The 25821-nt window shown below is 69.3% G+C and carries 19 protein-coding genes and 1 pseudogene; 12 read left to right on the top strand and 8 right to left on the bottom strand.

Going from position 1 to position 25821, the window contains the following annotated elements:
• The first annotated feature begins 18 nt into the window (after nt 1-18).
• Together LG278_RS17495 and LG278_RS17490 are read left to right on the top strand one after the other, a co-directional pair.
• Nucleotides 19-717, top strand: a complete 699-nt coding sequence (locus LG278_RS17495; RefSeq protein ID WP_404388790.1) for a GAF and ANTAR domain-containing protein — start codon at nt 19-21, stop codon at nt 715-717.
• Between the two features lie 460 nt (nt 718-1177).
• The gene (locus LG278_RS17490; RefSeq protein WP_404388789.1) at nt 1178-1975 is read left to right on the top strand and encodes an SRPBCC family protein; all 798 of its coding nucleotides are present in this window, start codon (nt 1178-1180) and stop codon (nt 1973-1975) included.
• Nucleotides 1976-2638: 663 nt separating this feature from the next.
• Here the strand turns inward: LG278_RS17490 and LG278_RS17485 are convergent.
• A complete protein-coding gene (locus LG278_RS17485) occupies nt 2639-3439 on the bottom strand; it encodes a sigma-70 family RNA polymerase sigma factor (protein ID WP_404388788.1) in 801 nt (266 codons plus the stop codon).
• A 264-nt stretch (nt 3440-3703) separates the two neighbouring features.
• On the opposite strand from LG278_RS17485, the gene LG278_RS17480 reads away from it, so the two are divergent.
• The 3 genes from LG278_RS17480 to LG278_RS17470 are packed head-to-tail and all read left to right on the top strand — an operon-like array spanning nt 3704 to nt 5567.
• Nucleotides 3704-4495, top strand: a complete 792-nt coding sequence (locus tag LG278_RS17480; protein ID WP_404388787.1) for a hypothetical protein — start codon at nt 3704-3706, stop codon at nt 4493-4495.
• Nucleotides 4492-4947: a phage holin family protein gene (locus tag LG278_RS17475; RefSeq protein ID WP_404388786.1), complete on the top strand. Its 456-nt coding sequence runs from the start codon at nt 4492-4494 to the stop codon at nt 4945-4947. The genes LG278_RS17480 and LG278_RS17475 overlap by 4 nt, the downstream gene beginning before the upstream one ends.
• Nucleotides 4944-5567, top strand: coding sequence for a DUF3618 domain-containing protein (locus LG278_RS17470; RefSeq protein ID WP_404388784.1), 624 nt, complete (start codon nt 4944-4946; stop codon nt 5565-5567). The genes LG278_RS17475 and LG278_RS17470 overlap by 4 nt, the downstream gene beginning before the upstream one ends.
• Nucleotides 5568-5708: 141 nt before the next feature.
• On the opposite strand, the gene LG278_RS17465 is transcribed toward LG278_RS17470, so the two are convergent.
• Complete coding sequence (locus tag LG278_RS17465) at nt 5709-8075, bottom strand: catalase (RefSeq protein WP_404388783.1); 2367 nt, start codon at nt 8073-8075, stop codon at nt 5709-5711.
• 1138 nt (nt 8076-9213) lie between these two features.
• Between LG278_RS17465 and LG278_RS17460 the strand changes: the two are divergent.
• Nucleotides 9214-9576: pseudogene (locus LG278_RS17460) on the top strand (transposase); the annotation flags it as partial.
• 546 nt (nt 9577-10122) lie between these two features.
• Here the strand turns inward: LG278_RS17460 and LG278_RS17455 are convergent.
• Nucleotides 10123-10758, bottom strand: a complete 636-nt coding sequence (locus LG278_RS17455; RefSeq protein WP_404388781.1) for a hypothetical protein — start codon at nt 10756-10758, stop codon at nt 10123-10125.
• 292 nt (nt 10759-11050) lie between these two features.
• Here LG278_RS17455 and LG278_RS17450 point away from each other — a divergent pair, with 292 nt between their 5' ends.
• From LG278_RS17450 to LG278_RS17440, 3 genes are all read left to right on the top strand, one after another.
• Entirely contained in the window at nt 11051-11968 is a 918-nt protein-coding gene (locus LG278_RS17450; RefSeq protein ID WP_404388780.1) for an ABC transporter ATP-binding protein, read from the top strand.
• Entirely contained in the window at nt 11965-12828 is an 864-nt protein-coding gene (locus LG278_RS17445) for an ABC transporter permease (protein ID WP_404388778.1), read from the top strand. The genes LG278_RS17450 and LG278_RS17445 overlap by 4 nt, the downstream gene beginning before the upstream one ends.
• 236 nt (nt 12829-13064) lie before the next feature.
• Complete coding sequence (locus LG278_RS17440; protein WP_404388777.1) at nt 13065-13730, top strand: hemerythrin domain-containing protein; 666 nt, start codon at nt 13065-13067, stop codon at nt 13728-13730.
• Here the strand turns inward: LG278_RS17440 and LG278_RS17435 are convergent.
• Complete coding sequence (locus LG278_RS17435) at nt 13696-16185, bottom strand: ATP-binding protein (protein WP_404388776.1); 2490 nt, start codon at nt 16183-16185, stop codon at nt 13696-13698. The two genes, LG278_RS17440 and LG278_RS17435, sit on opposite strands and share 35 nt — an antisense overlap.
• 158 nt (nt 16186-16343) lie before the next feature.
• Between LG278_RS17435 and LG278_RS17430 the strand changes: the two genes are divergently transcribed.
• Both LG278_RS17430 and LG278_RS17425 read left to right on the top strand, forming a co-directional pair.
• Nucleotides 16344-16778 carry a hypothetical protein gene (locus tag LG278_RS17430; protein ID WP_404388775.1) on the top strand — a complete coding sequence of 145 codons (435 nt, stop codon included), beginning with the start codon at nt 16344-16346 and terminating at the stop codon, nt 16776-16778.
• Between the two features lie 1107 nt (nt 16779-17885).
• Nucleotides 17886-18521 (top strand): GNAT family N-acetyltransferase, encoded by a 636-nt coding sequence (locus tag LG278_RS17425; protein WP_404388773.1) that lies wholly within the window; start codon nt 17886-17888, stop codon nt 18519-18521.
• Between the two features lie 878 nt (nt 18522-19399).
• Here LG278_RS17425 and LG278_RS17420 read toward each other — a convergent pair.
• Both LG278_RS17420 and LG278_RS17415 read right to left on the bottom strand, forming a co-directional pair.
• Entirely contained in the window at nt 19400-20440 is a 1041-nt protein-coding gene (locus LG278_RS17420; protein WP_404388771.1) for a hypothetical protein, read from the bottom strand.
• A gap of 420 nt (nt 20441-20860) precedes the next feature.
• Nucleotides 20861-21247, bottom strand: coding sequence for a hypothetical protein (locus LG278_RS17415; protein WP_404388770.1), 387 nt, complete (start codon nt 21245-21247; stop codon nt 20861-20863).
• Nucleotides 21248-21802: 555 nt separating this feature from the next.
• Between LG278_RS17415 and LG278_RS17410 the strand changes: the two genes are divergently transcribed.
• On the top strand, nt 21803-23050 hold the full coding sequence (locus tag LG278_RS17410) for a nucleotide disphospho-sugar-binding domain-containing protein (RefSeq protein ID WP_404388769.1): 1248 nt from the start codon (nt 21803-21805) through the stop codon (nt 23048-23050).
• Here the strand turns inward: LG278_RS17410 and LG278_RS17405 are convergent.
• Nucleotides 23009-23647 carry an alpha/beta fold hydrolase gene (locus tag LG278_RS17405; RefSeq protein WP_404388767.1) on the bottom strand — a complete coding sequence of 213 codons (639 nt, stop codon included), beginning with the start codon at nt 23645-23647 and terminating at the stop codon, nt 23009-23011. The genes LG278_RS17410 and LG278_RS17405 overlap by 42 nt on opposite strands.
• Before the next feature lie 636 nt (nt 23648-24283).
• A complete protein-coding gene (locus tag LG278_RS17400) occupies nt 24284-24715 on the bottom strand; it encodes a hypothetical protein (RefSeq protein WP_404388766.1) in 432 nt (143 codons plus the stop codon).
• Nucleotides 24716-25821: the final 1106 nt, after the last annotated feature.

The following is a 25821-nucleotide window of genomic DNA, read 5'->3' as shown; positions in this document are numbered from 1 at the left end:
ATCGGGTATGCCCACGTCGTGGAACCGATTCCGGAAACGCAGGCAGCACTGCGCCAGCTGTCCCAGTACCAGGACGACGACGTCAACGCCCAGCTTTCAGGCCTGGCAGACCAGGCCCAGCATCTGGTCCCCAGCCTCGTCGGGCTGAGCCTGACCGAGGTCAGCAAGGGCGTGACCCTGACCTACGCCGCAACTGACTCCACAGTGGCTGCCCTCGACGGGCTCCAATACGCCGACTCAGGCCCCTGCGAGGAAGCCGTCGGCCGGGGCGAACGGGTGAACGTCGACCATCGAGACCTTCTGGACGAGGGTCGCTGGCAGCTTTTCGCTCAAGGCAGCGCCGCCGCCGGCGTCCAGAGCACTCTGTCGCTGCCCACCTTCGACGGAGCAGCCGTCAGTGGAAGCGTCAACCTTTACGGGGCACGCCCCGACAGCTTCGACGGCCAGCACGCAGCCCTCGCCGACCTGTTCGGTGCATGGGCCGCGGGTGCGGTCACCAACGCTGACCTCTCCTTCAGCTCACGTCTCGAGGCAGCCAAGGCCCCCGCCATACTCGAAGATGCACACACGATCGACGTCGCCATCGGCGTCTTGGCCCACACCCATCAGGTCAGCACCGAACGGGCCGAAGAGAACCTCCGCCAGGCCGCCGCACGCGCAGGCGTCCCCGTCGTCGCACTCGCGATGTTCATCGTCCACCCACCTGAGGGTCGCTGACTCAGTAGCCCGCCAACGCAAGGGCCGACCATTGAGGCACGAGGGCGAACCGGCGGTGGGCAATGGCGCGCGGAGGCATACAGCACACGGTTCTGTAGGGCCCGCTGTGAGCGAGGCGACGACTCGAGCGCCGCTGTCACCGATCTGCCACCCTCCCTTGCAACCTCCACCGTGACCGGCCAGCGCCGTCGGTCGACACCGCCTTGACGAGGGCCGCCGGCGGGGGTCCGTCAAGGCCCGCCCGGCCTCGATGGCCCGCCCAGCCATCCGCGGTCGCGGTGGCAACGGACACAGGCAGCCTTCGAGCCCACGGATCGACGCCTCACTACACGGGCAACGCTGCGCCACTCATGAAACTCGAAGGCGATCGGGTTGAGACGGGTCATGCGTGGGAACGGTGAAGGAACAGGTGGGGTGCCAGCCGCTGGCAGGTGCCCGCCGCGAGCAAGAAGGAGATCGCATGACTACGCAGGTCGAGAAGAGCATCATGGTGAACGTCCCGGTCAGCCGGGCCTACAACCAGTGGACCCAGTTCGAGGACTTCCCCCAGTTCATGGGTGGTGTCCAGAGCGTCACGCAACTCAGCGACGACCGCCTCGAGTGGGTTGCGGAGATTGCTGGCGTGCGTCGCCAGTGGGAGGCCAAGATTCTTGAGCAGGTGCCGGACCAGAAGGTGTCTTGGGCTGCCACCGCTGGTGCGACCAACGCCGGCTCGGTGGTCTTTGAGGATCTGGGCGGTGACCAGACCTCGGTGACTCTGGTGCTGGAGTACGAGCCCGAGGGGCTCGTGGAGAAGGTCGGCGACAAGCTCAACATCGTCGAGAACCAGGCCGAGAATGACCTCACCCGATTCAAGCAGTTCATCGAGTCCGAGGGCTATGCCACCGGTGCGTGGCGTGGCTCTGTGGCCAGCGGGGGAGCGGTCGGCAGTCCTGGCGTCGACGACGCCGCTGCCTCGCGTGGGGACTCAGGCAAGGCCGGTCTCTCGGGTAAGGCTGTCGCTGCCGGTCTCGGGGTTGCCGCCGCGGCCGCTGCCGCCGCCGTCAATGTCAGGTCCGGCTCGAAGGACGCGACGTCCGAGACGGACCAGGACAGTGACATGATCCCTGAGCCGGCGTATGTGAGTGAGACGGCTGACTCTGGAGCGGGCGGGACGGTGCGCATGCTTACGGATGAGGAGATTGAGGCCGGCGCCTCTGATGTCCCACCCTCAGCCACGGACGCTGGCGCCGCACGCGACCAAGCGTCGAACCGCTAGCCCTCGGTTCCACCTCAGCGTCCCCATCCCTTGTTGGCTGGATGGGGACGCTGAGGCTTTCGGCGGTCCACGCGGGGAGAGGCGCTCCGCCGAAGGCGGCCCCGCCAACCTCGAGCGAGCACCGTGAGGCAGCCTGACGTCCCACGGACGCTCTTGAGCCTTCCCGAGTTCTCGTCGTCGGCAGGTCGGCGACGTTCGCGCTGGCTGGATGCCCGTCACCCATTGCAGCAGAGGCCACGCGCGGGCCGTCGTCGACGTACGCGCACCGCGTCGAGGGCCGTACGATCATGCCGGCTTGGGACGTGGGTGAACACCAGGCCACGGCCACAGGGCCTGTGTTACGCCCACGAGGCCCGGCAGCCGACACGCGGGAGTGACGCCACCCACAGCGGGTCCCCAGAGTTCGCGGCCGCCGTGCCACTTCGCTCGTCAACCAGGTCTCGCACGCGGAGAACCAACTCGAGAAGCCCCCCGGGCGCTGCGGCGGTCTGGCGACCGCCCAGTCCTGCGCATGGCGTGACAATCGCGTCGTCTGCCTGGGCCCATCGGTCATGGGAGCCGGGATTGATCTGCTCATCGGCAGCCCGGCGCCCCGGCAGTGGTCAGACTTGTGTCGATCACGTCTCCAGGGCTCCTCACCAGATGCTTGGCTTTGCAGGCATGTCATGCAGAGCGGTCGTGGTCCTCGATCGCGAATGCTGTCCTCAGCCCCAGAAGGATGCGGGCAAGGGCCCGCGACACCTGCATCTGCGTCATACCGAGCAGCGCAGCAATCTCGCGTTGCGTCAACTCATCGCCGTACCGCAAGGCCAGCAACCTCCTCGACCTCGCATCCAGTTTTGCCAGCTCCCGCGACAGGCAGGCGTGGTCCTCAACGAACTCGAACCCGCCGTCCTCGTAGGGCAGCGTGGCAGCGGACTCAGCCAGCCCATCGCCAGCGATAGCTGCGTCGATCGACGTCGGACGGAAGCAGCTCATGGCAAGCGCCAGTTCCTGTAAGTCATCGGCGGCCAAGTCGAGGGCTTCTGCAATCTCATGCTCAGTCGCAGAGCGCCCGAGACGCTGCTCAAGCTCAGCCCGAGTCGCGGTGACTTCCGTCCGAAGCTCCTGGATGCGGCGCGGGGGTCGAACCACCCACGCGCGGTCACGGAAGTGGCGCTTCAGTTCTCCAGAGATCGTCGGGACCGCGTAGGCGGCAAAGGAGCGACCCAGCCCCGGCTCGTAGCGCTCAATCGCCTTGAGCAACCCGTACCGGGCCACTTGAACGAGGTCGTCGAGCTCGATGCCCTTCCCGTCGTAGCGACGGGCCATCGTTGAGCAGAGCGGGAGGTAGAGGCGCACGATGCGCTCTAGCACGTCCGTCCGGCTCGACACCTCCCCGCGACGTAGATCCAAGAACAGTCGGTCGGTGAGGCGATCCCTCGTGTCGAAGGATGACCGAGAACCACACTGAGCACGGGACATGACCCACTCCAAGGAACTGGAGGATGAGCCGCGCTTCTGGACCGCTCTGTCTGTCAACGAGATTGCCACCTGCCCCGCCAACAACGCAATACCTTCAATGCGTTAAGGGCAGGGGATCGTGGGTAGTGGCAAGTAAGACAGATATCGTCCGCCGACACGTCCCGTCCGAGCAGACCTCGGAGCGGCCGGCAGGTGAGAAAGGCCAAGCAGATGACTCAGTATCCACACATCCCGTCGGGGACGTCGTTCGACGAGCCTGACGCCATGACACAGCCGCAGCACGCGGCATACGGCGACTCCACGTCGGTCACGAGCGCATCCCCGACCGGGGTCAGCGAGCCGGTCGAGCCGTTCTCGGGCACGACGCCCGAGGCGGGCCGGTCGGGGTCTTCGAGCGGCAACGGTGCCGCCTCCACGTCAGTGCGCGAGGAGGCGGCGTCGGTGACCTCGGACGCCGCGCAGAGCGGTCGCCAGGTGGCCGACACGGCCGTCTCGGAGGCCAAGGACGTTGTCGCAGAGGCGCGCACCCAGATCAGCACCCTGTTGGAGCAGCTCCGCGGCGAGGCCACCACTCAGGCCTCGGGGCAGAGCGACCGCGCCGTGAAGGGCCTGCGCAGCCTGGGCGACGAGCTCAAGCAGATGGCCTCCACCTCAGAGCAGCGCGGCATGGCGACCGACCTCGCCGGCCAGGCGGCCGACCGGGTGCAGTCGGTGGCCGGCTGGCTCGAGCAGCGGCAGCCGGGGGAGGTCCTCGACGAGGTGCGCGACTTCGCGCGCCGGCGTCCCGGCACCTTCCTCGCCGCCGCCGCCGTGGTCGGCCTCATCGGCGGGCGGCTGACGCGCGGGCTCACCGCGAGCTCCGCCGGCTCCACGAGCGCCGACTCGCGCGCCGACGTCGGCCTCAGCGCCACCCCGCGGTATGCCGCTGCGCCGGTCACGAGCGTCGGGACCGACCCGACGCGCGTCGACGCGGGCATCGACCCGGTGACCTACACCCACCCCCGGCTCGGCATGGAGGGTGTGGAGGGCGCCGAGTTCGGCCAAGGGCAGCGATGAGCACCCAGGCATCGCGCCCGATGGGCTCGCACACAGGTCCCGTCGACGACGTGAGTGCTCACGAGAAGGCCGACACGGCGTCGTTGGGCGACATCGTGGGCGACATCAGTGCAGGCCTGTCGACGCTGATGCGCCAGGAGGTCGCGCTGGCCAAGGCGGAGGCCCGGGAGTCGGCGTCGCAGGCGGGCAAGGCTGCGGGCCTCTTCAGCGGCGCGGCCCTGGGCGGTTGGATGGCCGCTCTCTTCCTCTCCCTCGCCGTGTGGGAGTGGATCGCGGGAGCCATCGACAACCGGGGTTGGGCTGCGGTCATCGTGATGGCCATCTGGGCCGTGATCGCAGCGGTCCTCGCTGCGATGGGCCGTAAGGAAATGAGACGTGTGAGTGGCATGCCCCGGACCCTCGAGACCACCAAGCGAGTTCCGGATGCCCTCAAGGGACAGGAGACGACATGAGCACCTACGACAGCGATACAAGCAACGACCCCGACGTGATCCGCGAGGAGATCGAGCAGACCCGTCGCAACCTCAGCCGTGACGTGAACGCGCTCGGTGAGTCGGTCACGCCCAGCCATCTGGCGAAGCAGCAGGCCGAGAAGGTCAAGGACAAGGCCAGCGGCCTCAAGGACCGCATCATGGGCAGCGCGTCCGACGCCGGCAGCTCCACCGCCGACCGGGCATCCGGCCTGGCGTCCGACGTCGGCGACAAGACCCAGGGTGCTGCGGCCGCCGTCAAGGACCGGGCGGTCGGCAACCCCCTGGCCGCAGGGCTCATCGCCCTCGGCGCCGGGTGGTTGCTGGGCTCGCTGCTGCCCGCCTCGCAGAAGGAGCGCGAGCTGAGCGAGACGGTCAAGGAGAAGGCAGCGCCCGTGCTCGAGGCAGCGCAGTCGACCGTCAAGGACGCGGCCGCCGAGGCGGGCGAGCACCTCAAGGGCCCGGCAACCGAGGCCGTGACCGCCGTCAAGGACCAGGCGCAGACCTCGGCCGACACCGTCAAGCAGGAGGCTCAGCAGGCCACCAGCGACGTGCGTGACAGTGCGACCGACTCCGCGAGCGCGGTGCGCGAGCAGCACTGACCTCACGGCAGCACGGAGGGCGCAGACCGACAGGGTCTGCGCCCTCCGTCGTCCCCACGGTTACGCGGACAGAGCAGGTGACCCCGCCAGGTTGGCGCAACGCCCCGGCCTTTCCTGTGCACCGGGCGTCGCGTCAGTGGGTCAGCGGCCGGTGGCGGCGAAGCGTTCCCAAACCCGGTGGAGCGTGAGCAGCTCGGCCATGTCCGTCAGGACGCCCTCTGGCCGGTTCACGTCATCTCCGGTGATGACACCGGCGCCGTCACGCGCGACTCCCGCCGCCTTCAGAGCACTAAGGCCGGCGTCACCTACGGCGCCGAGGGCCTTGCTGTGGCGCCACACCTCTACGATGAGCAGCGCGATTCGCGGGTCGGTGGGTGCAGCTGCGTCGGCTCTCGGTTGGGCCGCGCGTGCGTCGATGCCGGGCACGCCGTCGGCTGCGGGTGTCGCGCCCACGACCAGGAGCGCGTCGAACTCGAAGGATCGGGCAGTCGCGTAGGTGCGCGACACGACGACGTCACCGATCCGGCCACCGTGTGGCGCGATGACGAGAGGCACCATGGCGCCCGCCTCGACACCCGCGGCGATCGCGGACACGGCGCCCGCGTCGCTCGACGCGTCGACGACGATGCCGACCTTGCGGCCGTCGGCCGGGTAGGGGGTGCCCACCTGCGACAGGGCAGGGCTCGGCTCGGCGTCAACCAGCTCGATCGTCGGGTCTGGGGCGGGCAGTCCAAGCGCCAGGGCGACTGATGCGCACAGGTCGACATCAATGTTGGCCAGGCACTGGAGCTGTCGCTCGCGAATCGCTTGCTCGTAGCATTTGGCAAGCTCGAACGCGTAGGACGCCTTGATGTGGTCCTGCTCCACAGGGCTCATGGAGTGGTAGAAGAGTCGTGCCTGTGAGAAGTGGTCGTCGAACGAGCGCGCTTGGGCGCGGACCTTCTGGCTCTCCTGGATAGCGGCGGGTACCTCCACGAACGCGCGGTCGGCGGCGCCGGCATGGAAGGGACATCCACCGTCGAGGGAGTTCGGTCGGTAGGGGGCGACGCCGCTGTGGACGGCGTGCTGGTGGAAGCCGTCGCGCAGCATGTCGTTGACCGGTGCCTGGGGCCGGTTGATCGGGATCTGGTTGAAGTTCGGCCCGCCCAGTCGGGTGAGCTGGGTGTCGATGTAGGAGAAGAGCCGAGCCTGCAGCAGTGGGTCGTTCGTGACGTCGATGCCCGGCACGAGGTTGCCCACATGGAACGCGACCTGCTCGGTCTCCGCGAAGTAGTTGGTGGGGTTGGCCGTGAGGGTGAGCAGACCGATCGGCTGGACTGGAGCGATCTCCTCGGGAACCAGCTTCGTCGGGTCCAACAGATCGATTCCCTCGAACATCTGCTCCGGGGTGTCGGGGAAGGCCTGGACTCCAAGCTCCCACTGCGGGAGGTGGCCCGCGGCGATGGCGTCGGCGAGGTCGCGGCGGTGGAAGTCGGGGTCCCCGCCCGCGGCGAGCTGCGCTTCCTCCCAGACGAGGGAGTGCGCACCCGCCCGCGGCTTCCAGTGGAACTTCACGAGCGTCGTCTCGCCCTCGGCAGAGACGAGCCGGAAGGTGTGGACGCCGAAGCCCTCCATCATCCGGTAAGAGGCATGGATACCGCGATCCGACATGTTCCACATCGTGTGGTGCTGGGCCTCGGTGTGGAGGGACACGAAATCCCAGAAGGTGTCGTGGGCCGACTGTGCTTGCGGGATCTCGCGGTCCGGATGTGGCTTCGCGGCATGCACGACGTCGGGGAACTTGATGCCGTCCTGGATGAAGAAGACTGGCATGTTGTTGCCGACGAGGTCGAACGTGCCCTCGTCGGTGTAGAACTTCACCGCGAAGCCACGGGTGTCACGGACCGTGTCGGCCGACCCACGTGAGCCCAGCACCGTCGAGAACCGCACGAAAACCGGCGTCTCGACGCCGTCCCCGAGGAAGCCCGCCACAGTGAGGGACGAGGCGGTGCCGTAGCCGCGGAAGACGCCGTGCGCCCCGGCTCCTCGCGCGTGCACGACGCGCTCGGGGATGCGTTCGTGGTCGAAGTGGGTGATCTTCTCGCGCAGGTGATGGTCCTGCAGCAGCGTGGGACCCCGCGCACCAGCCTTCAACGAGTGGTCCGTGTCGCGCAACCGCGCACCCAGACTCGTCGTGAGGTAGGCACCGGACTGCGCCCGTGCCGCCTCGGGAGCGCCTGTGGGCTTGCCCGTCGCGGACACCACCTCAGGGGCGAGCTGGTCGGGCTGCGGGGAATAGGGGTCGTGGGGCTCGCCAGGCTCGGCGACAGTGGGCGGGGTCCAGGGCTCTTCCACAACGATCTCCTTCGGTCGGTGCGGACCACTTACCCAAGCAGCAGCGATCTGGTCAGGCGAGGTCAGAGAGCTCGCCGGCGACCCTGAACCGCGAACACCTCCAGGGGTCTGACACGCGAGGCTGTGGGCGTCCTTTCGGGACGAGCCGCGCCCACCGCAACACCGGCTGGTCATACCTCGGGTGGAGATGCTGCACGTCGAGCAGGTCTGAGCCAGCTGGGTACTCGTGCGTGAGCCAGTGCCGCACGTGCTGCATTGGAACCGCACACCCCGTGCACGCCTCCGCCCGGGTGGGCTGACGCCGACCCGAGGTAGGGGCCCTTGATCGGGGTCTCGGCCCGCCCCGTCCCGGGCACCGGGCGAAACACCAGCTGTTGCTGGAGAGCGGCGGTGCCACCATTGAGGGCGCCGCCCACGAGGTTGGCGTCAAGGCTCTCGAGCTCGACCGGCCCAAGGACCCGGTGCGCTGTGATCCGATCGGCGAAGCCAGGTGCGCACCCCTCCACGCGTGCCTGCACCCGGTCCGCCATCCGTTCGGCCGAGTCGTGGCACCAGGGCCCCGGCTCGATGGCTCGTTGGCCATCCGCCGCGCGACTGAGCTGGCGCACCGTGCTCGGCACGTGGCCATAGGCCCAAGCCGACTCGCCGCCCACGGGGGCGCGGGTCGGATCGGTTGTCGCCATCTGGCCGACGAGGACAAGACCACCCCTCGGCACGACGCCGGCCGCGGCTTCCGCCCCGGCGAGAGCGAGGGCGTCGACGGAGGTGGGGAGGTGCACCCTCCCGGGGGGCGCGGTCGGGTGCACCGATCCACGGGATGGGGCCATCGAGGGCCCAGTCGACCTTGACTGTGCAGGGATCCCATTCGAAGCTCGTCATGCGCCGCCTCAGTCGCGTGGGCAGGTGTCGCCAGTCGACCAGCCCGCCGTAGAGCGAGGTAGCCGCGACGTCCGCGACGATGCAACGACGACACCTGATCTGCTCACCGTCGGCGGTGCGCAAACCTGTGGCCCGGCCGTCCTCGACGATGACGGCCGTGACGGGGCATGAGGTCCGGGTCGCTCGACCGGCCTCCGTCAGACGAGCTGCCATCGCGGATGCCAGACTGCCGGACCGCGCCCGTTTCCGTGGCCAGAAGCTGGCCACGATGCTCAAAACTGCGGCCAAGCTGCGCGTTCATTCAGGGTGGGACGTCGAGACGGCCAGCACTGTCCTCGCGCTGCGCACCTTGGCTCGTCGCGCGCACGCGATGTTGAAGGAGGCGCGTGAGCTGCAGAAGGCGATCGTGGTCATCATCCGCCGCTGGCGCCCTGACCTGCTCGAGGAGTTCGGCGTCGGACCGATCGTCGCGGCAACGGTGTTGTGCGCGTGGTCCCACCCAGGCCGCGTCCACTCCGAGGCCGCGTTCGCGATGCTCGCCGGGGTGGCACCGATCCCCGCCAACAGCGGCCAGGTCACCACGCGGTATCGGCTGAACCGTTACGGCGACCGGCACCTCAACACGGCACTGCACACCGTGGTCCAGATCCGGATTCAGTATCAACCGGCCACCCGCGACTACGTCGCTCGTCGAACCGCTGAGGGAAAGACCAGCCGCGAGATCAAACGCTGCCTGGCACGCTACGTCGCACGCGACCTCTACCGCCTACTGGAAAGTGGGGCCGCAGCTGCTTGACGAGGCATAGGAGCGTCGCACCGTGCCGGGCCGAGGAGCTGCGCGGGTTATTGGCTGGCCAGCTGGGCGACGACCGGGGTCAACACCTCGGCGGAGTCGGCGCCAACGATGAAGTATGAGTAGCGATCTCCTCACGCCGTCGCTGATCTTCTCGGCGGCTGCTGCTGGGTCATCCGTGGGGTTGGTCAGCGAGTCCGTGCCCCGCAACGCGGCCGGATCGGTGTCTCGCGCGGACGCCATGGACGGCGCGACCGTGTCGACGGCGACCGGAACGTGCAGCGCGACCTCGACGTCTCGCCCGGCGCGGATATCGCTCGCCCATGCCGGCGACCGCGGCACGAGTGTCGCTCGCAAACGCTGCGATGGTGACGGTGTCAGCCCTTCACCGGCCTTCCCGCCGGGGCAGCCACTTCTCGAGCTTCCACCGGGCGTCGTAGGCGGTCATGACAGACGCGGGGTGCGTCCGCGCGCGGCGATGGTGAGCCCTCGGCACATCCGCAGATTCGCGCCGGGCGCCCCAGTACTGGCGCCCCCTCCAAGCGACTGCTAGTCGGGCAGCAGGCGGTCGGCGGCGGCCGTCACAATGCGGTCGCGATCGCTCCGCGCGACGGTCGAAGTGCCGTCGACCACCAACCAGACAGCCCCTCGCGGATCGGTAACGACGACGATCTGGGCCGAACCCGCCCGGTAGTGCGAGGGCACCCTGCCCACCATCGCGAAGCGCCCGCCGATGACCGCCGGAGCCGCGTTTGCACACCGGGTGGCGGCGTCCTCGAGGAACTCGCCCACCCGGCGACGATCGCCGGCAGCGAACTCCAGGGCGGCGAAGTCCACCGACTGCTCCACGACCGCCGGGGTGGGTGTCGCCCGTGGCGACCCACGCGCGCCCCCCGGCCCCGCCCTCGGGTCCGCCGTGATGCTGCCCTCGACGAGGCGCCGGGAGCCGCTCGCGATGAAGAAGTCGTCCGGGGCCAGACCCGTCCACGGCGGCTCGTGGCAGCTGGGCTCGGCCGGCAGCGTACCCGGGCACTGCGCGATGTCGCGGCCGGCCACAGCCTGTGTCGGCTGCTGCAGGATGCCACCGTCGTTAACCGGCCAGAGGGTCTCGAACGTCAGGGGTTCCTGCCCGAACGGCACTTCGCTGCGCACCAGGCAGTGCGGGGACGCATCGACCGGGGTCATGCTCGGTGTGGGAGAGAACAGCGCGGGCTGGGCCTCGGTGGGCGGGTGCGTCCCCGCGTCGGACTCGCACGCGACGAGCAGCAAGCACGTCAGCGCCGCGGCAACTCCGGTGCGTGTCCTTGTCCTTGACCAGGGTGCCCGACCCATTCGGTGATTGTGACAGAGCGGCCGTCGACCCGCCTATCACTCGACCTCACTGCCGGCCGCCCTCAGCCTCAGCCTCTGGCGGCTGTCGGCGCGGACTCCTAGGCTGCTGTGGGTCCGGGTGTTCCACGGGTGCTGGGGAGGGGCCATGGAACCGGTTGTGAGTGTTCGCGACTTGCGGATGCGCTACGGAGACAATGACGTGCTGACCGGGGTGGACTTCGATGTCGCCGCGGGCCAGGTTGTCTGCCTGCTCGGCCCGAACGGTGCAGGGAAGACCACGACGATCGAGATCCTTGAGGGATTTCGGATCCGGTCGGCAGGCGAGGTCAGCGTGCTCGGCCAGGATCCGGGGCATGCGGACGAGGACTGGCGAGCGCGCACCGGCGTCGTCCTTCAGTCGTGGCGTGACCACCCGCGCTGGACCCCACGCAAGCTGCTGAACCAGCTCGGCGGCTATTTCGCGCCCTACTCGACCCCTGAGCGGAGGCGGCCCCACGACATCGACCGGCTCCTCGACACGGTGGGGCTCACCGACCTCGCAGACCGCAAGATCGCCACCCTGTCCGGTGGGCAGCGGCGTCGACTCGACGTCGCGGTCGGGATCGTCGGACGCCCCGAGCTGTTGTTCCTCGACGAACCCACGGCCGGCTTCGACCCCCAGGCCCGGCGTCAGTTCCATCGTTTGGTCCGAGGGCTCGCCGACACGGAGGGAACCACGATCCTGCTCACGACTCACGACCTGGACGAGGCGGAGAAGCTCGCCGACCGGGTGCTCGTGCTTGCGGCCGGGAGGATCGTTGCGGACGACACGGTCGACGGCTTGTCGCGGCGCCTTGAGGGGGAGGCGCAGGTGCGGTGGACCGCAGCTGGCACCCGCCACAGCGAGTCCGTGCCCGATGCGACGGCGTTCGTGCGTGCCCTGTTCGCAGAACTCGGCGACGAGGTGCAGGACCTCGAGGTGCGTCGGGCCAGCCTGGAGGACGCGTATCTGACGCTCGTCCGACAGCACGAGGCCGGCCATGGTGAGGCGGCGGCGACGCTCTTCGCGGAGGTGAGCCAGTGACGTCGGCGAGCAGCCCTACGCGGAACGCGATTCGTCTCGGTCTGCGCCGAGGCTGGACCGAGTTCGGGCAGAGCATCAGCAGCACCCAGGACCAGGGCTTCTACCTCTTCACCGGAGCGGCGACGGTGGGCTACTTGTTCCTCCGGCGCGACACCGAGGTCGAGGGCACCGACCTGTTGCTGCCCTCGGTGGCTCTGCCGAGCATCCTCGGGGCACTCATCGCGTTCGGGGTGATCATCGGTCCGGCGTATGCGCTCGCGATGGAGAAAGAGGACGGAACCCTCCTGCGACACAAGGCAGTGCCGCACGGCCTGCAGGGCTACTTCACCGGGCAGCTGCTCTTCCAGTCGCTCTCGCTGCTGCCGCAGATGGTCGTGATCCTCGTGCCGAGCTTCCTGCTGTTCGACGACCTCATGGCGGACCCGTCCGGCTGGCTGACCATCGCGTGGGTGATCCCCTTGGGGCTGCTGGCAACCATGCCAATCGGGATGGTCATCGGGGCCCTGGTGCCGAGCACCCAGAAGGTCGGCACGTGGGGGATGCTGCCAGTGCTCGTGCTCACCGGCATCTCGGGGATCTTCTACCCGATCCAGGCGCTGTGGGGCTGGGTGCAGGTCGTGGCCCAGGTGTTCCCGACGTACTGGATCGCGCTCGGCATGCGGTCCGCGTTCCTCCCCGACGAGGCCGCGGCTCTCGAGGTGACCGGCAGCTGGCGCACCACGGAGACCGTTGTCGTGCTGGGGATCTGGGCCTTGGCGGGTGCTCTGGTGACACCGCGGGTGCTGCGGCGCATGGCGCGCCGCCAGACCGGGTCGCAGGTCGAGGCGGCACGTGAGGCGAGCCTCCAGTGGGTGCGCTGACCGACCCACTCCGTTCGTGGCTCTCGGAGTCAGTATCTGTGGCAATGGGGCGCAGGCGTCCTGAGGAGTCCAAGCAGCGGCGGCCGCGGGCGACGTGGGGTGCTGCCCCGCGAGCTAAGTCGATGCCCGCCCTGGACACTGGTGTCGGTGCGCTGTGGGGGCGCTGTGGGTGGGGTGGGACGGCATCCGTCGTGAGGCTGGAGGCACCAGTTCCAGCCAGCCAACCAGGAGTCACCGTGACCGCCACGACCTGCACCCACCAGCGTCCCGACGTCCAGGAGATGGTCGTCGTCCACCGCGCCTTCCGGCGGGAGTCCGCCGCTGCCGCCGGCCTCATCCGAACGACACCCGATGGCGACATCCGCCGCGCCATGGTCGTCGCCGACCACCTGCGTCTGTGCATGGCCGGCCTGGAGATGCACCACACCGGCGAGGACATCGTGCTCTGGCCGCTGCTGCTCGAGCGGGCCGCACCGTCGACCGGGCTCGTGGAGACCATGCTGGCCCAGCACCACGCCGTCGACACTCACATCGAGGCCATCACCCCTGCCCTGGCCGCCTGGGAGGCGAACCCGACCAGGGCCGCTGGCAAACAGCTCGCCACCCTCTTCGAGGGGTTCACCGCGGCGCTCGTCGAGCACCTCGACCTCGAGGAGCGCGAGATCCTGCCGCTGGCTTCACGCCACGTCACCGCCGCCGAGTGGCGCCAGATGGGCGAACACGGGAAGGACTCGATGAGCCCCAGCCAGCTGCCGATCATGTTTGGCCTGGTGCTCGAGGACGCCGACGACGAGGAGCGCGCCAGGATGCTCGGCAACCTGCCGCTGCCGATCCGAGTCCTGCTGAAGACGGTCGGCGCGTGGCAGTTCAAGCGCTACGTCCGCCGCCTGCGCGTGTCATGACCATCGCGGCGCGGGCCTGGATCTCGGCGTCGCTCGCGGTGCGACCGGCGTCCCACTCGCTGGTGAACTCCCGTTCCCCCAGAACGGCGCGGGTGGCGTCGAGCCCGCGGTCGGACAGCGCCCGCGACACGGGGAAGGTGGGGTCGACGGCATCCGATGCCGAGATCGAGGCGCCCGCCCCGAAGAGCCAGGCCGCGGATGCCGGGTCGCCCACCCGCTGCGCGAGGCTCGCCAGCGCGGGCAGGGAGTAGCCGAGGGTCCAGCTCAGCCGCGCCGCGAGCGACAGGGCGACCGCCTCACCGAGCAGGGCGGCGGTCAAGGGCTCGTCGCCGAGCAGCTCGGTGCGAGTGGCGTTGATGTTGAGTGCGGTGGCCAAGGTGAAGGGGTTGCCCAGCTCACGCGCCGTGGCCACGCCCTCCGGCAGCACGAGCGCGGCTGCGTCGAGATCACCCGCCGTGAGGGCGAGCAGACCCTGGGCCAGCTGCACGTGTGCCGCGACCCAGGTGCGCCCGCTCTCCGAGGCCGCCACCGCAGCGGCCGCCAGCAGCCGCTCGGCCTCGGGCAGCGCGCCGGCGAAGACCGCGCCCTGCCCAGCCAGGAGCAGGATCTCGCACGTCACCCCAGGATCGGCGACGCGTCGCGACAGGGCCACGGCCTCGTCGGTCTCGTGCCTCATCCCCTCGACGTCGCCGGTCACCATGAGCAGACCCAACCGCCCGGTCAGCGCCCGGCAGCGCGCAACATCGGATGCTCCGGCCCCGATCCGGTCGAGCCACGCCAGCCCCTCACGGGCGTGTCCACGCAGCGCGAGGTAGAGCCAGATGCTGCCCGCGAAGTCGGCGGCATCGCCGTCGCGATTGAGCTCGAGCAAGCGCAGGTAGGCCGAGCGCAGGTTGGCGTGGTCAGCCTCGAGCCGGTCGAGCGCGACGCCGAGACTCGGCCCCTGGAGGGGATCTCGGAACGCCGTCGCTCGAGCGTGGAAGTGTGCGGCGTGCCGGTCGGCGGTCTCGGTGGCGAGCCCCGACTCGTGCAGGCGCTGCATCGCGAACTGCCGCACCGGCTCGAGCAGCCGGAACCGCGGCTCGTCGTCCGGAGCGGGCACGCGCAGCACGAGGGACTGGTCCACGAGCGCGCCGAGGGCGGGCAGGACGTCGGCGTCGCCACCGTCGTGCGCGACGGGCCCGACATCGTCGAGCGAGAACCCACCGCTGAAGACCGCGAGCCGGGTGAAGAGGTCGACCTCCTCGGGCTCGAGGAGGTCCATGCTCCAGTCGAGCACGGCGGCCATGGTGCGGTGTCGGTCGGGCATGTCGCGCGGGCCGGCACCGAGGCCGCCCGGCCCGGCTCCAAGCCGGGTCTGCTCCAGCCGCGTGAGCAGGGTCGAGGGGGAGAGCAGCCGCAGGCCCGGTGCCGCGAGCTCGAGCGCGAGGGGGATGCCGTCGAGCCGGCGGCAGATCGCCGCCAGCGTGGCCGCGTCGTGCTCGGTGACAGGGGTGGGTGACCCGGACGCCGCGGCGCGGTCGAGGAAGAGCGCCACGGCAGGGGAGGACGCCACCGTCGCGAGGTCGTCGTCCGCGGGGGTGGCCAGCGGCCCCAGCACGAGCTCGTGCTCGGCGCGCACTCGAAGCGCGGCCCGGCTCGTCGCCACGACGACAAGATCGGGACACCGCGCCACGAGGTCGGCCAGCAGCGGCGCCGCACCGGTGAGTTGCTCGAGGTTGTCGAGCACCAGCAGGACACGCAACCCGAGCAGGTGGGCGACGAGTGCGTCGAGTGGGTCGGCGCCGACGGCCTCGGGCAGGCCGAGCGCGGCGGCGATCCTTGGCACCACGAGGGCCGGCTCGCGCACGGCAGCGAGGTCGACGGCGCGAGCCCCACTGGGAAACTGCGCCGCCTCGCGGTACAGCAGTTCCATCGCGAGTCGGGTCTTGCCGACCCCGCCGGGCCCGGTGACGGTCACCAGCCGGTGAGTGCCCGAACGGATGAGGGTGCCCAGCTCGTCGAGGTCGGCCTCGCGGCCGATGAGCGGCGTCGTCGGCATAGGCGGGTTGGCGGAGGAGGCACCGAGCGCCGGTGCCGGTGCCGGTGTCCGAAGAGCCGATGCCGTCCCACCGGCATCCACCCGGCTGCTGGGGGGGAGCCTTGGCGCGGAGGTGGACTGCGTAGAGCCGGCCACCTGCCGGACGTGCGGTGCCGCCCCGACCCGTGGCCCGGCATCCCGGCTGGGGACGGCGGCGACCAGAGTGGAACGTTCGTCGTCGTCGAGGGCGAGCCCATCGGCGAGGCAGCGGACTGTGTGCGGGTAGGGGCGTCGGCGCTCACCGCGCTCAAGGGCGCCGATCGCCTTGGCGGTCAAGCCGGCTCGCTCGGCCAGCTCCTCCTGGGTCAGCGACCTAGACTCGCGCAGGCGGCGCAGCACGACGGCGAAGTCGCCCGGCGCCGCACCCGAATCCACGGGTCAGACGCTAGCCGTCGGATGCCGGGTGCGTCAGTGCTTCGAGCGGGCTGCCCAGGTGTGGTGCCGGTGTGGGCCTGCTGTGGGTGGGATGGCGCTCGCCGCGACGCGAGGCTGGGACCTGACGGCATCCGGCCGCACCGACGAGAGGAACGACCATGACCGCCACCCACATGACCAGCACCGCGCCCGGCACCGACGCGGGTGTGCGGACGTCGACTCATGGCCGCCAGATGTCGGGTGTGCTCGTCGCCGCTTTCGCTCTGTCGGTCGTTCACACGATCTACGCGTGGGTCGCGGGCATCGAGGACCCGACCTTCACCGTCGACACCCCGCTCGCCTGGGGCTTCTACGCAGTGGCCTTCGGCATGGCGGCTCTGGCCCGCCGAAAAGAGCAGTGGGCCCAGCTCACGGTGATCGCTTACCTGGTGACCGTGCTCGGCATCGCGTTCTTCTACTACCCGACGACGTTCGGCGCCGAACAGCAGACGGTGTTCGGGTGGTTCGAGAACGACGTGTACGTGGGCCTGCTCGTCACCGCCACCTATCTCGGTGTGCTGCGGCTGCGTCGCACCACGCTCACGCCGGCCTGACACGACACCGTGCCATCGAAGCACCAGGCCGCCGCACAGGCCCGCGCATTGTCAGCGGTCGGCTGCCTTGATCAGCGAGACCACCGCCGACGGGTGGCTCATCATCGCGACGTGCGAGCCTTCGCGCATCGACGCTAGGCCCGTTCCAGTTCTCGAGTCCGCAGGCGGCGAGGTGACGCGGGCTTCGAGGCCCTTCACTAGCTGGGTTTAGGGGGTGCGTCGCCGCCTGGGTAGGCGTCGGCGCCTTGCGCGGATGGGAGTGCCAACATTGCTGCGCGGGAAGACCTCAGGTGCCCACCGCTACCTCGCTGGCCTAACCTGACTACCTTCACCCGCCTCGCGAGCTCGGTTTGGAGTTGGTCCGGTAGCGCTTGGACCCGGACAGCGCGGGCGCGGCGTGTGCGTGGTCCTGCCTGTCCGAGCGGGTGCACACAAAGGGTGGCAAGAATGGGGTATGCCCCCCCAAGGTCATTCCGATGCTTCCGTGCGCGGACATCGACGAGATCGCGGAGTTCCTGACCGCGCTTGGCTTCACCGGCACCTACCAGCAGACCAGGCCCAACCCGTTCGTTGCGTTGGATTGTCACGGGATTCCAATCCAGTACTACGGACTCGATGGACACCTCGCCGAACAGTCACACAGCACCTGCGGAGTGTTGGTCGCCGACACCGGGGCGATGTTTGAGACCTTCGCAGCCGGTCTCCGGGCACGATAGGGGAGGCTCCCGGTGCAACCAGGCCCAACACCCGGCATCTGGTCATGATGATGGCGCGCACCCGGCTGGCTGCGTGGATGTCGCCGGCGATGGCCTTGTCCCAGAGCGCCACCGGCAGGGAATCCAAGCGTGCCATCTCGAGCTGCTGGTGGTCCTCGACCGCGTCCCTGCAGTCACGGAACAGGGCCTGAAGGACGATGTGGTGCACCGTGCCGCGGTTGGCGGATCCGAGCTCGTCGACGATATCCTGGTAGGTGTGGCCCTCGGTCGCCAGCTGGATGGCGCGGGCGTGCCGGGGCCTGGCTAGGGCCCGGTTGCGGTGCATGCCGCGGACCATGGGGACGGCCCCGGGCATGCTCATGGGAATCATTCTCGCTCTGCTATGCCACTGATGGCGATGCCTTACCGGCACGCGACCGACAACGGCCGGCCTTCCAGCGAGCTCGTCGTGAGCTCGCGGGGGGCCTACGCTGGGACCGTGCTAGCGGGTAAGTCCGTGACGTTGCGTCAGGTCCGTGAGGTGGATCTGGACGTGCTGTACGACGCACACACCAACATCCGCAGCCGAGGCGCGTACTTCCCTCTCGGAGTCATGTCCCAGACTGCCTTCCGTGGCGAGTTCGCCGAGCACGGCTTCTGGCAGATGACCGAGGGGATGCTCGTCATAGAGTCCCCAGAGGGCGAGATTGCCGGGCACATCGAGTTCTTCCGTCCGGTCTCCTACTGGGATGCGTTCGAGCTGTCCTACCAGCTCTACGCCGATGAGTACGCCGGACGTGGATTCGTGACCGAGGCGGTCCAGCAGCTGGTGGACTACCTCTTCGCCGTCAAGAAGGAGCACCGCATCCACCTGGTGATCGTCGGCGAGAACGTTGCCTCCCGCCGCATCGCAGATAAGTGCGGCTTCGTACTCGAAGGAACCGTACGCGGCGCGTTCTTCAACGACGGCCGCAACCAAGACGTACTGCTCTACTCCCTGCTGCGGACCGACCCACGGCCCTGGCACGAGGCTATCGGCGGGCACTGACTCACAGACCGCGTGGATGCACCACCATCGCGCCGCGGCGGGCGCCCTGGTCGGATCCCGGGCGGCGCGAAGACTCCCATCGATATGGTGGCGGCGGTGGGGCGCTGCCTGTGGAGCCGGTTGACGGTCTGGACCCGTAGCCGGGTCAGCTCTCGCGGCGGTCGGGCAACATCCGCAAGCCTCGAGCGCGCCGTCGTAGGACAGCACCCGCAAACCCTCGGTGCGGACCGCGACCACCGCGACGGCGTGCGCGTCGTGGGCGTCGGTCTAACGAGCGATTCAGAGGCCGAGGACCGTCCGGTCCTCGGCTGAGAGCACCACGGTTCGAGGCGTCCAAACCCTCGGCGAATTCGGGCGTTCGGTCAGCCCGAGGAGCCGGACCCCGGGCCATGAGGATGGCGCGCACCTCCCGGCACGCCTCGAGATCGCCGGCGAGGGCCTTGTCCCAGAGGGCGACCTGCAGGGCGTCCAGTCGTGCCATCTCGAGCTCTTGGTGTTCCTCGACCGCCAGATTCCGGTCACGGGCCAGCCAGGAGTGGACGATGTGGTGGACGGTGCCGCGGTTCGCGTAGCCGAGCTCGTCGGCGATCTCCTCGTAGGTGCGCCCCTCTGTGGCGAGCTGGATGGCGCGGGCGTGCCGGGGCAGCAGCGAGGGCCGGGTTGCGGTGCCAGCCGCTGACGGGCGGAAGGGCTGCAGGGACGCTCGTAGGAATCATTCTCGCGCAGGCCCGGCCGTGGAGGAAGCGACTTGCCCGTGCTGGGTGGTGTCGCGGCGTCCTGCCCGGGCGCCATCGAGCCCCCGAGTCGGTGGCGTCTCGCCTGCATTGCGGGGGTACAGCCTCCCTTGCGGCGCGTTCGCTTGGTTGCCTTGTGGAAGGTCAGCGGATCAGCGTGACGGTCACGTTGCGCGGTGTGGCCGTGCCGGATGCGGTCGCGGGCGAGACGACGAACAGTCCCCCGCCTCCGGCCCAGGTCTCGAGCTCGACGAGGGCGGCGTACGTCTTGGGTGTGCCGTAGGCGTGGTCGAACTCGCAGGCGAGGGTGTAGGCACCTGAGCCGCTGTCGCTGGAGATCCAGAACACGGCAGAGATCGTGCGGAGCAGACTCAGACGCTGGCTGCCTCGGAGGGTCGCACCGTCGAGGACCTTGAGGTTGATGATCACCTCGGCGGACGCGTACCCGAAGATTGCCCCGATGACCGTCCAGTAGGAGGTGTCGACGATGGTCTCGACCCGGATCCGGCGCACCGCGGCGTCCGCCGTGAACGTGCCGCCTACGGATGCCAGCTGCTGTTGATTGCCGACCTCCACGTGGTTGTAGCTCCTCAAGGCACCGGTGGTGCGGTCGGCTGTTGCGCCGCTGCGCGTCGACCCGAGCGTGTACGGCTTGGGGATGGTCAGCGTCGAGACTGCCGGCGGCGGCGGTGGCGGGACCCACCATGACGCGATGTTGACCGAGTACCCGACGAGGCCTTCCGACGCCATCAGCCGGTCGGCGTCCCGGGTGGCCGTGGCGGGCAGGTCCTTGGGTACGTCGTCGCCGAGAACCGCCTTCGCCTCCGCCCTGCCCCGCTTCGGGTCGACACCCGTTGCAGCGACCGCCTTGCTGAGGCGGGGCGCCCAGGTGGCCTGCGCCGTCTCGAACCGCGCCAACGCGCCGTCCTCGTCGCCTTCGGCGGCGGCCTTGAAGTCGGCTCGCATCGCCTCGAGGTCGAGCCCCGTCGTGTCGGCTCCCTTGCGCGCGTCCTTCTCGTACTTCTTCGACAGTTTCTCGAGCGCCTTGAGCTGGCCATCAAGCTTCTGGCCCTGATCCGTGCGCGCCTTCTCCAGATGCTTCTCGTAGCCCTTCTGCAGCTGCGTGACCTCGTCCGCGTCGGGGCTATTCTCGGCGCCGGCGTTCGTGTCGTCCTTGACCATCATGGCCGTCCCTTCATCTTTGAAGTTCCCCTGTCCCGCCCGTCAGGGTCGCGGCAGAGGGAGGTGATGCCTGCAGTTCCTACGCTGACAGATCACCTCCGGCACGACAGCGGAATACGCACCCCGGATGTGGATAGCGGGGCGGTGCAGGCGCGACCCGTCAGCCGATGATCGGACATGCCATCTCGGCCCATGCGGTTTCGCGGTCCCGGGCCTCCTTGGGCATCCCGGGGCCGCGCCCACGTGCCTGGCCGTTCCCTCACCGGCCCGGCCAGGTCGTGGGTTCTGCTGCGCCCAGCGATGCCCTTGCCGGGCCACGCCCGGCCCGCCCTGGTGAGCGCTCAAGGGGCGGTGCGACACGCCCCTTGAGCGTCCCTGCCTTGAACTGCCTTGCCCTGCCTTGCCATTTGCACCGAGCGGTTGTCAGCGCACGGGCACAGCTAAGGCGAGCCCGTCGCCGACGAACGTGCCCTCGCCCGGCACCGTCTCCTCGAAGTGCAAGGTGCATCGGACGAGATCCGGGTCGTCCAGTCCCCGGCCCCCGGCCCACGTCTTCGTCTCGAACTCCTCGATGGGCTCGCCCCCGCCCTCTGGGGTGAACACTCCCCCGAACCTCAGCATCACGGCGTGGTAGTGCACTCCGTTGATCCAGGCGCTCCGTCCCCCGGCGAAGATTTCCCTCTCCACGCCGTCGCAGATCCAGACCTCGGGCTCCTTGTTGTCGGGGATGGCCTGGGCGGTGCCCGACATTCCCACCACTCCCGCTGTTGCCAGGGTCGCGACCGCGACCCCGGCGAAGAACTTGCGCATTCCTGTCTCCCTTCCATTGCCGGAAGGACAGCCGGGTTGACCGCCCCCCCGTCGGTTGAGCGCCCCCGTACGACGCAAACTTTACTGGCCGCGCCCAGCAACGTCCGGCGGTTGGACGACGCGGGCGTGCGGGCTAGCAGGGAGGGCTCGGTTGCGGTGCCGGCAGCTGACGAGAGGGATCGCTGCGGGCCACTCATGGGAATCGCTATCAGTCCTCGAGGGGATCAACGTCTGTAACGCCACCCTTGCCCGAACAGATGTACACGATGCGAGGCGCTATTGGGACCCCCGAGCCGATGGCGCCTCGCTCTACTTCCGCGGTCACGCTGGGAAAGAACGCCGACTTGGGGAGGTCGGGCCGGCGCGTGGACTACCGGGCTGCGGCCAGCCGGGGCAGGACGAGCCGGACGCTTGCCTGCATGGCCGCACGGTCCTCTTCGACGACACCAACGTGCGCGGCGCCCAGGTAGCAGGGTCGATGCTTCCGCCGCGCCCCAGGTAGGCGCGAGTCCAGCCAGGGACGCACAATGGGTTGTGGTCTCGAAACAGTTTCTCGTGGCCGCCATCGACGGCGGCGGCACCCTTCCGCCGGTGATGGGTGTCGCTGCCGAGCTGGTCAGGCGCGGGCACCGGGTCCGCGTCCTGGCCGACCCGACCGCGGAGGAGGCAACCCGGGCCGCCGGCTGTGCCTTCAGCGCTTGGCGGACGGCGCCGCATGTCAGCTCCCTCGCCGAGCAGACCGACCTGATTGCCGACCTCGAACGGGGCAGCCCGTTGCGCCAGCTGCGGGAAGTAAGGCTGCGCCTGCTGGCTGGACCGGCCGGGCTGTTCGCGCGTGACCTGCTGGACACGGTCGCCGATCACCCGGCGGATGCCCTTCTCGTCGAGGGGATGGTGCCCGGCATCGTGGTTGGAGCGGAAGCGAGCCGGCTGCCCTTCGCTGCCCTGCTGGCCAACGTCTACGTCCGTCCGACCCCCGGCCTGCCACCCTTCGGCACCGGCTGGTCGCCGGGCCAGGGGCGCCTGGGCCAGGGCCGCGACGCGGTGGCCCGGTACGCGATGCGGCGCGCCGTCGGGGGAATGACGCCGCACCTCAACGCGGTTCGGGCCTCGTACGGTCTCGATCCGGTCGAGGGGATGTTCGAGATGCTCGACCACGCCCCCCGGGTGCTCGTCCTCACCAGCCCGTCGTTCGACTTCGCCACGCCGCACCTGCCCCCGAACGTCCGCTACGTCGGTCCCCAGCTCGACGACCCCAGCTGGGCGGGCGACTGGCAGGACACCGCGGACCAGACGCATCCACTCGTGCTCGTCGCTCTGAGCTCCATCTACCAGAACCAGACGCAGACCCTCACCCGCATCGCCGCCGCCCTGGGTCGTCTGCCCGTCCGGGGCCTGGTCACGACCGGCCGGGCGGTCAGTCCCGGAGCCGTCTCCGCCCCGGCCAACGTGCGGGTCGTCCAAACCGCCCCGCACGGACAGGTCCTGCCGCGGGCGGCCGCGGTCGTCACCCACGCCGGCCACGGAACCGTGCTCAAGACGCTCGCGGCCGGAGTCCCTCTGGTCTGCCTGCCGATGGGACGAGACCAGAAGGACAATACCGTCCGGGTCTTGCGGTTGGGTGCGGGCGTCCGGGTGGATCGGTCCGCACCGCCGGAGCGGATAGCGGCCGCGGTGCTCAGCGTGTTCGAGGACCCGCAGTACGGCAGAGCAGCGCGGGCCTTCGCCGAAGTGCTCGCCGAGGAGGCCAGGACGGGTCGGTCAGCCGCCGACGAAGCCGAGGCACTCGTCGGAGCGGGCTGACGCGTCCACAGGACGAGCACGCCGATTGAATTCGTCGCCGCTACGCAAGGCCCAGGGGTTGAATCCAGCCTTCAGCGTCCGTCGGAGTGGGCTGGCCCGGTCAGGGGGTGAGCGCGTCGGCCACCGTCGAGAGCACCGGGTCGAGGCGCCAGAGCCAGATGACGTGGTCGGCTCGGCCTCGGTGACGAGCTGGCTGTCGCTGGACACGCCGGCCATAAGTTCGTGCCCGGCGTTCCAAGCCACCGCGAACTTGGCGGCGTCCAGGGCCGCGGGCAGCCGTGGGGGCTGCTCGGGCGCGATGACCCACAGCGGCACGTCGAGGCCGCTGATCCGGTCGTAGGCCGCCCACGAGCCCGGGTCGAGGCTCTCGCGGTGCGTGCTCGGGTCGTCGAAGCGGCGCATGTTCTCGAACATCCCAGTCAGCTCAGGGTCGCCCGGGTCCGGCGGCGGCAACAGGGAAGGAAGGGCCGCCTGCCAGCCGGGCGGGTCGGCGTCGAGCAGCACCAGGGCCCGGGCGTCGGGCCGGTGCTTGGCGGCCCAGGTGACGGCGATGGGCCCACCGAGACCGTGCGCGACGAGCACGACCGGCCGGGGCACCGCAGCGCGGAGATGACTCCGTCGAGGTCGGCCGCGATGTCCTCGAACGTCTGGACCGGGGGCGGGGAGTCGCTGCGGGCGACCCCGAGGCGGTCGTACATGCAGGTGCGCGCGGTGGCGCCGAGACGGGTGGGCAGGCCCTCTGAACTCCATCTCGCTGCCGTAGCTGTTGACGAGCAGCACGGACGGCCCCTGGCCGGTGCACTGTGCCTTGAAGTGGCGACCATCGACGACGAGGTCCCGCTCAGCCTCCAGCGTCGCCGGACTCGAGGCCAGTCCCGCCATCACCGGTGGCGCCGGCGAGGACACCGGGTCCGCTGACGTGCATCCCCCGAGCAGGACGAGCACGCTCAACGCCGCAGCGGCAACAGCGCCGCCCGCCCTACGGCCGAGGTGCTCAGGAGACGTGTTCATCGGGGGCCTCCTTCTAAGCCTCTGCCGGTCTTCGGCACCCCCACGATCGCCGTCCCACCACCCCCGCGTCTGTGCGCGTCATGACACTCCGCGCGTGCTGCCTCCTACGCGGCGGGTGCCTCCGGCGCCTGGGGTTTGGAAGGCCCGCCCTACCACGCGGCGGGCGGCGCCCAGGGGCGAGGGGGCTGGTGCCTTAACTCCTGGAACCTCAGGGTGGCGGCGCTACAGAAGGGCCGGAACGACGACTGAGCAGTAGCCCTCTTCCGTGAGGGTGTCCCGATGGCCGGTCATGTGGACGACGACTGCCGGCCCGAGCTTCTCGTCGTCGGAGTAGTCGGCCGGCGTCCCCATGTCGTCGAGAGTCGGCTCGTAGGCGTACAGTCCGGCGTCCATGCCGAGCACTTCGACAGTGTCGTCGTACCAGACGCCGTGATGGTTCCCCGACACGTGCAGCGTGTAGGTGCCGTCGTCGTGGTACGTGACACTGGTCTTTTGGCTCCTGCGCTTATTGATGTACGTCACCTGCCGGCCGGTTGCCACGTTGGTGAGGACTTCCGTGTCTGAGCCGTGCGACATCCAAAGTGGATAGCCGTCTGTGCCGGTGGACTTCACCCAGAACTGGCCCTCCGCTGAGCCGACGAGGCTCGCGGTCAAGCCCGTAACGCCGCAGAAGTCTTCCAATACATCGGGCCCCAGGAATCGCCAACGATCGGCCCCTTGTCGATGAGTGCCGCCGAGGCCGTTCCTGCCAGCGAAACCGCCGGAAAGGTCAGGGCTGCAACGAGAGCCGGCGCTACGGTCATACCGCGCAATCGGGTTATGAACTCCACCTCCTGGTGGGTTTTGGGTCAAATCGGCGATGGCCCTCGTTCCGGCTTACTCCCTATGTGGTGATTCCGCAGCAAAACCATTAAGCAGGGTACGCCGCTCTTTGCGGTTATGATCCTTCTGCCCCAAACGCCCTATTTGTGCTCAGCGGACGCGGTCGGGTGGGGCTCCGGCAAGGGACCGCGTCCCTGGACACGATCCACACGTCGCTGACCCGCGGCGCACTCATCCCACACACGCCCCGACCCAGACCCGGTTGACCCAGCCCGTCGCCAGCACGACCGGCGGCAGCGGCAGCGGCAACAATGGAGCCGATCGAGCGACTGGGCCGTGGTCCTGCGCACCACCTGATGGGTGATGGCGACCTCCAAAAGAAGGTGTGGCCGATGAAATCTGGAACGCTGATGGAGATCTCCTCGGTGGAGTCGCTCGGCGGCAGCATCTTCCCCAGCCGAACCGTCGAAACCTTCGCCGCGGTGACGTGTCCCTTTCTGGGCGGAAGGACGCGCCAGCGGGGGAAGGGACACGGGTACGTCGGCGGCCAGATGCCTAGCCAGCCCTAGACGCGCAACGGGGTGTCGACGAGCTTGTCTACGCTCGGCCCAGTCCTCATCTTCAGCTTCGATGTCGTCGGGCGAGCCGTGCTTAGTTGGTCATCGGATCGGGCGCTCGGCCGGTGAGGTCGATGAAAGGGCCGTCGTTCCGCGGCGAGTTCGCTGGGAACGCGATGCGTCTGGCGCCGGGAACTCGCGACAGCCGCGCGGTCGGTGGCGCGTGGCTCCCGTCCCACGGCTTGCGGCAGACCGCACAGAAGACTAATCGCACGCTAATCGCACGGAGCCACCTTCTTCGACGGGGGCGCCTGACGTATACGCACGTCAGACCCGCAGTATCGGTGCCACCACCACGTGTCTTGTAAACAGGCGGTTAGG

It is taken from the genome of Humibacillus xanthopallidus (assembly GCF_044793955.1).
GTDB classification, from domain to species: Bacteria; Actinomycetota; Actinomycetes; order Actinomycetales; family Dermatophilaceae; genus Humibacillus; species Humibacillus xanthopallidus_C.
Note: the sequence above shows the minus strand (reverse complement) of the source record. Positions and strands in the feature narration are given on the sequence as shown.

What these genes read in the sequence shown, in the direction of transcription:
- LG278_RS17490 (WP_404388789.1), top strand. Translation starts at nt 1,178, where the DNA reads ATGACTACGCAGGTCGAGAAGAGCATCATGGTGAACGTCCCGGTCAGC.
- LG278_RS17485 (WP_404388788.1), bottom strand. Translation starts at nt 3,439, where the DNA reads ATGTCCCGTGCTCAGTGTGGTTCTCGGTCATCCTTCGACACGAGGGAT.
- LG278_RS17480 (WP_404388787.1), top strand. Translation starts at nt 3,704, where the DNA reads ATGACACAGCCGCAGCACGCGGCATACGGCGACTCCACGTCGGTCACG.
- LG278_RS17475 (WP_404388786.1), top strand. Translation starts at nt 4,492, where the DNA reads ATGAGCACCCAGGCATCGCGCCCGATGGGCTCGCACACAGGTCCCGTC.
- LG278_RS17470 (WP_404388784.1), top strand. Translation starts at nt 4,944, where the DNA reads ATGAGCACCTACGACAGCGATACAAGCAACGACCCCGACGTGATCCGC.
- LG278_RS17465 (WP_404388783.1), bottom strand. Translation starts at nt 8,075, where the DNA reads ATGACCAGCCGGTGTTGCGGTGGGCGCGGCTCGTCCCGAAAGGACGCC.
- LG278_RS17455 (WP_404388781.1), bottom strand. Translation starts at nt 10,758, where the DNA reads ATGACCCCGGTCGATGCGTCCCCGCACTGCCTGGTGCGCAGCGAAGTG.
- LG278_RS17450 (WP_404388780.1), top strand. Translation starts at nt 11,051, where the DNA reads ATGGAACCGGTTGTGAGTGTTCGCGACTTGCGGATGCGCTACGGAGAC.
- LG278_RS17430 (WP_404388775.1), top strand. Translation starts at nt 16,344, where the DNA reads ATGACCGCCACCCACATGACCAGCACCGCGCCCGGCACCGACGCGGGT.
- LG278_RS17425 (WP_404388773.1), top strand. Translation starts at nt 17,886, where the DNA reads ATGGCGATGCCTTACCGGCACGCGACCGACAACGGCCGGCCTTCCAGC.
- LG278_RS17420 (WP_404388771.1), bottom strand. Translation starts at nt 20,440, where the DNA reads ATGATGGTCAAGGACGACACGAACGCCGGCGCCGAGAATAGCCCCGAC.
- LG278_RS17415 (WP_404388770.1), bottom strand. Translation starts at nt 21,247, where the DNA reads ATGCGCAAGTTCTTCGCCGGGGTCGCGGTCGCGACCCTGGCAACAGCG.